Raw genomic sequence first — 5,527 nt, 5'->3', positions numbered from 1 at the left:
TTTATCCTATTATATTGAAACCTATGACCACTGACGAACAGCGCCGTTTGCTCGGGCAATTCATCCGGTCGCACCGCGAGCGAACCCTGCCGGACGCCGTGGTGCGCCGGCGCCGGACGCCCGGCCTGCGGCGCGAGGAACTGGCGGCGCGGGCCGGAATCGGCGTGACCTGGTGCGCCTGGATCGAGCAGGGCCGCGACATCAGCGTGTCGCCGGACACGCTTGCCCGTCTCGCAAACGCCCTGGCCCTCACCCCGGCCGAGCGCGCCTATCTTTTCGAACTGGCCGGGCGCCGGGATCCCTCCGCGCCGAAATCGGCCCCGACCTCCGAAGCGCCGGAGGGGCTTGCGGCGCTCGTCGAGGCATTGCCGCATCCGGCTTACGGGTTGGACCGGCTGTGGAACGCGTGCTGCTGGAACGGCGCGGCCGAGCATCTGTTTTCCGGCTGGCTCGGTGACGGGCGTCATCGCAATTTGCTGCGCTATACGTTCACCGCTCCATCGGCTCGTAGGCTTCTGCCCGATTGGGACCAGCGCGCGCGGCGCCTTCTGGCCGAGTTCCGTAGCGATTGCGCCCGGATGCTGGACGACCGGGGACTGAACGACCTGATCGGGCAATTGCGAGACGAATCCGAGCTCTTCGCACAGGAGTGGGACGCGCAGACCGTGATGGCGCGCGAAGGCGGTCTGCGCACCTTCCTGCATCCGCAGGACGGTGCGCTGAGCTACGTTCAGCACACGTTCAGTCCGGCGGAGCGGCCGGACTACAAGCTCGTGGCCCTGGTGCCTGCCTCGCCTGGGCAGGGCTGAGGCGAAGGGATCGGCGTCGCGCGGACCGGCCTGGCCTTCATGCCGGAGCCTTCGGCCACGGCGCGGACGACCGACGCAGAATGAACCCTCCGGGTCCCCCTCGTCCTCCAGGGACCGGCAGCGTCTGTCCCGCGGTGGACCGGCCGTCGCATCGCTCATCGGCCGATCGGCATGGAACGTCCCGGCCCGGCGGCGATGGCGCCGTCAGTGCGAGCGCGAAAAGCCATCGGCGTTGGCCTTCGCCTGGCCGTCGAGATAGCGATTGAGAGTTTCCCTCAGCGCCTGCCGGCGTGCCGGCGGCAGGCGCTCGATGGCTTCGGCCACGTCCCGCTCGATCTCCCGCATGTCGGCGCCATGGCGCTGAACGGCCTGATGGCAGAGCTCTTCGAACAACCGCATATTCGCCTGCAGATCATCCTCCACATCGGCCTCCGTTGTTCACTGGTGAACAGCAGCCCTACGCCTCACGCTCTTCTGCGAACATCCCTCTTCCCGTCTAATCCGGAATCAGGAGGTACGAGGCAATGGGAAGCATGTCACAGGGTCACAACAGTATCCGCTGTCAAGTTGTTACAAACTATGAACAGCTGCTGCACGCCCAAGCCGTGCGCAGCATCTCCTTCATGGAAGAGAACGGCATGGGGGCCTCGTTCGTCCTCGACGGCAACGATTGGCAGTCCACGCACATCGTCGTCTATGCCGACGACGAACCCGTCGGCACCGTCCGAATCCGCTGGTTCCGCGATTTCGCGCAGTTCGAGCGCACGTCGTTCCGTGCACAATGGCGCAATCCCTTCGTCATCAAGGCCTGCGCGCAATTCGCGTTCGCCCATGTCGCCCGCAAGGGCTTCGACAAGGTGATCACCCACGCCAACCCCCGCTACGCTTTGCTCTGGCGAAAGCTCTTGGGCTTCCGTGTCGTCGAGGGCAAGGAACCGCTCCTCCTGGAGGGCCATCCCGACCCCTATGTCGAGCTGGAAAAGATTCTGGATATCCCGGCCAACGTTCTCGGTCCCGCAACCAACGCCGAAGTGCTCTTCCGCGTCGAGGGCTCCTGGGACGAACCCGGCAAACAAGAGGCCGTCCGATGACCGGCCGCAATTCGGCACAGAGACCTATGAGTAACAGTGTTCCAATTTCAGTCGATACGCTCGATCACTTCGTCCGGCCCTACCTCAAGGAGGTCGCGACCATCCACTCGGAGATTCTCCGGCGTCTGCTGGACGAGCCGTCCGTCATTCCGCTCGACCTGGCCGAGGCCTTCGAGGATGCCGGCAACAAGTTCATCGATCTCTCGCACATGATCAGTCGACGGTACCTGGCGGCGACGCAGGACGAAGCAGATTGAACATCGTCCGGATTCCGTCGTCGACGAGGCTGGGTGCGGCCGACAGCACCAGTTCCTCTCCGAACCACGGATTGGAGCGGCCGAGGTTTTCGCAGATCTGATCGAAAATCACGCGAACCGGCCGGGAATTCAGCCGCTCCTTCAGAGCGCAGGCGAAGGTCGGGATCGGAACGTGGACACCAAGGTCGAGCGGCCGGGCGCTCGGCTCGATCATCGTGTAGTTGCCCAAGAGTCCGATCCCGAGCCCGGCCTTCACCATCATGCCGTAGACCACCGAATCATCGCAGACATGCGCGACGCGGCCTTCGGCCACCATCTCGTTCCATGACAGCCAGGTCGGCCCATCGCCCTGGTAGAGACGAGACTGGATGAACAAGTGCCGGCTCAGATTGCTGGCGGTCGGCCAGCCCATGCGGTTGACATAGTCCTGCGTCACCACGGGGATGAGATGCAACGTGCCGAGCGGCCGTGAGACCACGTCCTGCGATGCGATCGGCGCGAACGAGACCATCATGTCGGTCTGGTTCTGACGCAGGTCGTTGACGTTCAGAGGACTCTGAATCTCCACCTGGATATAGGGATAAAGCCCGGACAGGTGCCGCAGCAGCGGCACCAGGAAGAACAGTCCGAGCCCGTCGGTGATGCTCACACGCACGAGCCCTTCCAGCTTCTGGCTTTCGCTCTTGAGATCGCTCGATAGCGAAAACAGCGATTGATCGAGGGCGGCCAGCTTCTCGGCCAGCACCTTGCCTTTGCGGGTGAGCGTAACCCCTCTCGCCGACGGGACGATCAACTGCGCATGTATGACGTCCTGCAGCCGCCTGACCTGGCGGCTGACCGTCGGATGGCTGGTGCCCAGCAGATCGGCCGCGCGCTTGAACGACCCGGCCTTGGCGACGGCGAGAAACACCCGCAACTCGTCCCAATAGTCGCCGCTGAGCAAGCGAATGTCCTCGAGCGGCGTCCGATTGAGGAAGCTCTGCGTAAACGGCTTCGCGCCCACCGTGACGGTCCCGCCTTCGCCATTCTTTTGCCGTCCCGACACGCCCGGCGCCCCCATGGATTGCACGAACTTTAAGGTTAGCGCAAAAATTGCGAGGCCGAAAGCCATTCATACTCGAACAAATGTTTGACTGGAGACGCTTTGTGGTTGCAACAATCGTTTCATGACGTCTCCAACCCACGAAGGATTCTATGTCGGAAGAGTTCAGTAGCATCGATCCAGTCGACACTTATGTCGGGTCACGTTTGCGGTTGCGCCGCAATTCCATCGGGATGTCCCAGGGCGACCTGGCACGCCAACTCGGCATCACATTCCAGCAAGTTCAGAAATACGAGAAGGGCACCAATCGGGTCAGCGCCAGTCGATTGCATCGCATCTCCCAGGTTCTCGATGTGCCGGTCTCCTACTTTTTCGCAGGCCTGCCGGGATCGAAGTCCGATTCCGACGCGGAAGGGCAAATCAGCTCGGAAACTCTCGTCGATTTTCTGTCGACCGCCGATGGCCTGCGGCTCAACAAGGCGTTCGTCAAGATCGGCGATCCCGCCGTCCGGCGTGCCCTCCTGATTCTGCTTCAGGCCGTCAGCCAACAGCAAGACCAAGAAAGCCGAGAAAAGGCGGCAGCGCTGCAAGACGCCTGAGTCGCGCAGCACCGCCCACGGCAAAGGCTTGGGTCGATCGAAGCCCGCGGCTCTGCGTTCATTGCGAAGCAAGAGCCGGGGCGGCCCCGCCGCCCTCAGACTGCTGACGAACCCCGTCATTTTGGCGGGGTTTATTTTTAGTTGGGGTGCGAGTTGGAGGATTTCGGCCGTTGGCGTCTGCCGAAGCCAAGGCTCGGACCTCTCATGCGAGGCTTGGAGCAGGCATTTGGGTCAGCGCCAGGGCGATCTTCTTGATGTTCTGGGCGGCAGCTGCGAGCAGGCACTGGCAGGAGACGCGGATCAGACTTCGGAACCGCGCGTAGCGGTGGCCATGGAGCTGTTTGGCGTCAGCGAAGGAGCGTTCCACCGTCTCCTTGCGCCGCTTGTAGATCGCCTTGCCCCAGGGGGTCAGGCGGTGGGCGTCGGTCCTTTCGCGGATCTCGGCCCAGACGTGGCGGGTGATGGTGCGCTGAGCCTTGGCGTTGGTTGTGCAGGAGGCCAGAAGCGGGCAGGTCCGGCAGACCCTTGGATCGGAGCGATAATGCCGGTCGCCGTCGCGGTCGGTGGTGGCGTAAGCCAGAAGCTGACCCTGCGGACAGCGATATCCGTCGGCCTCGGCCTCGAAGACGAATCTCGATTTGCGCATCATGCCGGGCTTGGGCGGCGTCGGATTGCGATAGCCCGTCACGCCCAGGATTTTGCGATCTTCAAGTCCCTTGGCAATGCCCGCCGTGGCATAGCCCGCGTCCAGCCCGACGGCGCCGACATCGAAGCCGAAGCGCTCCCGCTGATGGTCGAGGCGCTGAAGATAGACGATCGAATCGTGGACGTTGGCCGGCGTCGCATAGGTGTCGGTGATGATGGCCAGCTTGCCGTCGACCGTGCGGTGGTCGAGATAGAAAAAGCCCCTGGGCTTGCCGTCCCGCACCATGTAGCCGCTCTCGGGATCGGTGCGCGAGACCTTGGTCTCCTTCTCAACCGGCTGGCGATCTTTGGTCTTCAACGGCTTCTGGCCATGGGCGGCGCGCTCCGCCTCCACTGCCTTGTCCAGATCGTCCCAATAGTCGGAGCGCGACTTGGCAATGAGCGCCTTGTCGAAGCGGTTCTTGTTGGCGTTCGCTTTCAGATGGGTGGAATCGGTGTAGAGCACGCGCCCGTCCACCAAGCCGTGAGAGATCGCCTGTTCGACGATCGCATCGAAGATGTCGCGGGCAACGCTGTCGTCGGTGAAGCGGCGCCGCCGGTTCTGGCTGATCGTCGAGGCGTCGAACACCGCATCGCTCAGCTTAAGCCGCAGGAACCAGCGATAGGCGACGTTCACCTCGATCTCGCGCACCAACTGGCGCTCGGAGCGGATGCCGAAGAGATAGCCCAGGAACAGCGCCTTGAACATCAAGGTCGGATCGAGCGCCGGACGGCCGTTGTCCGGGCAGTAGAGCCCGGCAACCCGGTCATGGATGAAGGAGAAGTCGATCACCGCATCGATCTTACGAAGCAGGTGATCCTTGGGAACCAGCTGATCGAGCGTCACCATCTCGATCGCCGTCTGTTCTGGCCCTGGGTGCTTCAACATGGCCCACTGAATCAAAAAGCCCCGGCTAACCAGGCTGTGTGGAAACTGATTGGAGGCTCCGGTTAACCGGGGCCTCTTCTGGTTTCAGGCTGTGGCGGTTTGGATGTTGATGGCGCGCAGGATGTTGTAGGCGAGGATCGAGAGGGCCATTTCGGT

7 protein-coding genes are annotated in these 5,527 nt (G+C 62.9%); 4 read left to right on the top strand and 3 right to left on the bottom strand.

Features of this window, described 5'->3' with window-relative positions; translation table 11 throughout:
* The coding region (locus tag SMD10_RS24820) for an MmyB family transcriptional regulator (RefSeq protein WP_331688409.1) at positions 1–809 on the top strand (809 nt) is incomplete at its 5' end.
* 204 nt (positions 810–1,013) lie between these two features.
* Here SMD10_RS24820 and SMD10_RS24815 read toward each other — a convergent pair.
* Positions 1,014–1,232, bottom strand: a complete 219-nt coding sequence (locus SMD10_RS24815) for a hypothetical protein (RefSeq protein ID WP_331688408.1) — start codon at positions 1,230–1,232, stop codon at positions 1,014–1,016.
* A 182-nt stretch (positions 1,233–1,414) separates the two neighbouring features.
* On the opposite strand from SMD10_RS24815, the gene SMD10_RS24810 reads away from it, so the two are divergent.
* Positions 1,415–1,900: a GNAT family N-acetyltransferase gene (locus SMD10_RS24810; RefSeq protein ID WP_331688407.1), complete on the top strand. Its 486-nt coding sequence runs from the start codon at positions 1,415–1,417 to the stop codon at positions 1,898–1,900.
* A 26-nt stretch (positions 1,901–1,926) separates the two neighbouring features.
* The gene (locus SMD10_RS24805; protein ID WP_331688406.1) at positions 1,927–2,157 is read left to right on the top strand and encodes a hypothetical protein; all 231 of its coding nucleotides are present in this window, start codon (positions 1,927–1,929) and stop codon (positions 2,155–2,157) included.
* Here SMD10_RS24805 and SMD10_RS24800 read toward each other — a convergent pair.
* On the bottom strand, positions 2,114–3,202 hold the full coding sequence (locus SMD10_RS24800; RefSeq protein WP_331688405.1) for a LysR family transcriptional regulator: 1,089 nt from the start codon (positions 3,200–3,202) through the stop codon (positions 2,114–2,116). The two genes, SMD10_RS24805 and SMD10_RS24800, sit on opposite strands and share 44 nt — an antisense overlap.
* A 149-nt stretch (positions 3,203–3,351) precedes the next feature.
* Here SMD10_RS24800 and SMD10_RS24795 point away from each other — a divergent pair, with 149 nt between their 5' ends.
* Positions 3,352–3,798: a helix-turn-helix domain-containing protein gene (locus SMD10_RS24795; protein ID WP_331688404.1), complete on the top strand. Its 447-nt coding sequence runs from the start codon at positions 3,352–3,354 to the stop codon at positions 3,796–3,798.
* A gap of 202 nt (positions 3,799–4,000) precedes the next feature.
* Here the strand turns inward: SMD10_RS24795 and SMD10_RS24790 are convergent, their stop codons facing one another.
* Positions 4,001–5,371, bottom strand: a complete 1,371-nt coding sequence (locus SMD10_RS24790; protein ID WP_331688403.1) for an IS1182 family transposase — start codon at positions 5,369–5,371, stop codon at positions 4,001–4,003.
* Positions 5,372–5,527: the final 156 nt, after the last annotated feature.

The organism is Consotaella aegiceratis (genome assembly GCF_036541425.1).
Classification (GTDB): Bacteria; Pseudomonadota; Alphaproteobacteria; order Rhizobiales; family Rhizobiaceae; genus Consotaella; species Consotaella aegiceratis.
The sequence above is the reverse complement of the archived record's forward strand: the minus strand, read 5'-3'. Positions and strand labels throughout refer to the sequence as shown.